Source organism: Frankia sp. KB5, assembly GCF_002099325.1.
Lineage (GTDB): Bacteria > Actinomycetota > Actinomycetes > Frankiales > Frankiaceae > Frankia > Frankia casuarinae.
Window position 1 is genome coordinate 1 of the sequence record NZ_MRUJ01000345.1, and the last position, 2,535, is coordinate 2,535.

General features: G+C 67.7%; 3 protein-coding genes. 2 read left to right on the forward strand and 1 reads right to left on the reverse strand.

Translation table 11 applies throughout. The features are described from left to right. A partial coding sequence (locus tag KBI5_RS24035) for a hypothetical protein (protein ID WP_133057153.1) occupies positions 1-341 on the reverse strand: 341 nt, incomplete at its 3' end. A gap of 146 nt (positions 342-487) precedes the next feature. On the opposite strand from KBI5_RS24035, the gene KBI5_RS24040 reads away from it, so the two are divergent. After that, complete coding sequence (locus tag KBI5_RS24040) at positions 488-1,831, forward strand: helix-turn-helix transcriptional regulator (protein ID WP_133057154.1); 1,344 nt, start codon at positions 488-490, stop codon at positions 1,829-1,831. Next, entirely contained in the window at positions 1,828-2,370 is a 543-nt protein-coding gene (locus KBI5_RS24045) for a GNAT family N-acetyltransferase (RefSeq protein WP_241883159.1), read from the forward strand. The genes KBI5_RS24040 and KBI5_RS24045 overlap by 4 nt, the downstream gene beginning before the upstream one ends. The last annotated feature ends 165 nt before the right edge of the window (positions 2,371-2,535 follow it).

Below are 2,535 nucleotides of genomic sequence, written 5' to 3' on the forward strand. Positions count from 1 at the left end.
CGGGCGGCGTAGGTGAAGAACAGCTCCTCGTCGGCGCGGAACAGCTCGGCGCGCTCGTCGAGCAGGGCCTTACGCTCGGCGAGTCGCTCGGGGGTGAGCCGTCCGCGCTTCTGCTCGGCCTGCTCGCCGAGCTGGGCCATGCGGAGGCGGATGGTGAGCTGCTCGGCGTGGTAGTCGCGGGAGATGTCGAGCAGGCCGCGGATCTGGTCGGCGGTGAGTCCGGCGTCGTCGTGGTGGGCGAGAGCGCGGGTGAACAGGGCGCCTTCGGCGGCGATGCTCTCGGCCTTCACGTCGATGAGGTAGCCGGGGCGGGTGAAGCCCTGATGGTTGACGTCACACACGGTGTGTCCTCCGGTGAGCGGATGGGGCGCGGGTCCGGTTCGGGGTTCCGACCGCACGTCTGCCATGACACACTTCGCATCAGATCGGGAACAGACTGCAACCTGYTGTTGCAGGCGGGCGCGGACATGTGGAGGGGCGGGACTTGGTGGACGGCTCCGATAACCTGCCGGCGCGGGCGCTGCTGACCGCGCGGGTCTGTGAACTCGTCGAACGTGCGGGCGAGACGCAGRGCAGCCTGCACCGGCGGACGGGGTTTTCACGGACCTACATCGGCAACATCGTGCATGGCAAGACGGTGCTGTCACCGAGTGCCGCCCGGGTGCTGGACGACCTGTTCGGGACGGGTGTGGAGCTTCAGGAACTGCGGGCCACCGCGGAACGGGAGAAGCTGGCCCGGCGTTACGCGGTGGTGGAGCCTGCGGCGGACTCGTCGTCTGGGCAACGGGCGGAAACCCCAGCTGGGGCGAACGGCACCGGGGAGACGAAGGCGGGTGAGGACACGAACCGGCGGGACCTGCTTGCGCTCCTGGCCACGAGCGCGGGTGATCTTGTGGAGCGCATCCGGTCGGGCACGACGAGCCCGGACCGTCAGCTCCTGTTCCACTACCAGTGCGCGGTGCACGATTACGCGATCCGCTATGGAACAACCTCGCATGGCGATCTTCTGGTTGAGGTCGGGGACGACTGGCGGCGGATACAGACGCTGCTCGCGGACGGTTGGAAGTCCGACCAGTACAAGCGTGAGTTCACCGTCGTCGCCGGTCAGCTCACCTACATCCTGTCGCGGCTGGCGTTCAACCTCGGCGATTTCAAACGCGCGACGTCGTTCCTGACCCTGGTGGAAACCCACGCTTCGCAGACCGGTGATCCGGCCCTCGGGGCGGCGGTCGCGACCATGTGGTCCTCGCTGTTCTACTACATGAGCAACTATGACGAAGCTCTGCGGACAGCGCAGGAGGGCCACACGTACGGGTACGGCTACCACGAGGCGGAGTTGTACGCCTATGAGGCGCGGGCGTATAGCCGCCTGGGCCGGCGGGCGGACGCGGTGACCGCGCTGAACCTGATGGAGAAGACACTCGGCGGGCCGGCGGAAGCGGAAGCAGGCGGGAACCCTTTCACGGAGGAAAGCGCGCTGATGATCTCCGGTGGTGTCTGGGCCCGGCTGGGTGACTCCGAACGTGCCCTTCCGATCACCACAGCCGCGATCGAACGCTACGGCGCCATGCCGGAAGCACCGTTCGAGGAACACGGCAACGCTTGGATCGCGCACGCCACCGCCCTTGTCCCGGCCGATCCCGACGCGGCGGCGACTGCGGCGTGCACAGCGTTGGAAGTCCTGGGGGGCCGTCCGACCCGAACGGTGTTCCAGYGGGCGGCGGAGATTGCGCGGGACCTCGCGCCACACAGCGGGCTCGCCTCCCTCGGGGAGCTGCGTGATCGGGTGCGGGCGGAGCGGCGGCTGTCGCTGCCGGGGGCCGCGCTGTGATCCGCGAGGACACGCCGGTCACGATCAGCATTCCGACCCTGGTCACGGATCGGCTGATCCTGCGGTGCTGGCAACCCGCGGACCTGGCTCCGTACGCGGCGATGAACGCGGACGAGGAAACCATGCGGTACATGGACGGCACGATCGGACGGGAGTCCTCCGACCGGCTCGTCACCCACCTGGTCGGGCACTGGCACCTGTACGGCTTCGGCATGTGGGCGGTGGAACTACGCGAGTCCGGAGAGTTCATCGGCCGCGCCGGTCTCTACGGCCCCACCGGCTGGCCCGGAGTGGAAGCCGCCTGGTCGATCCGCCGGGATCTGTGGGGGCAGGGTCTCGCGGTGGAGGCTGGGCAGGCTGCTGTGCACTTCGCGCGCCAGCATCTCCATGTCGATCACCTGGTCTCGATTATCGAGCCGGATCATCGGGCGTCCCGACGGGTCGCCGAAAAGTTGCGCTTCGGCTTCGTCGAACTCGCGGACGTCGGCCCGTGGAAAGAGCAGGCCATCTACCGTCTGGATCTTCAAGTGCAGGTCTGACAGTCCGGCGGATTATCTAAAACGGTGGCACCCGCGCCTGGGTGCAGGTACAGTAGATATTGGTATTCGAGGGGCTGAGGTCCCTGCGCCATGTACGGCAGTACGCCACACTGCGAGTCGCCACATAGAGCCGCCTGGGAGCGGCATGGATGGGCTCGGGCTGCT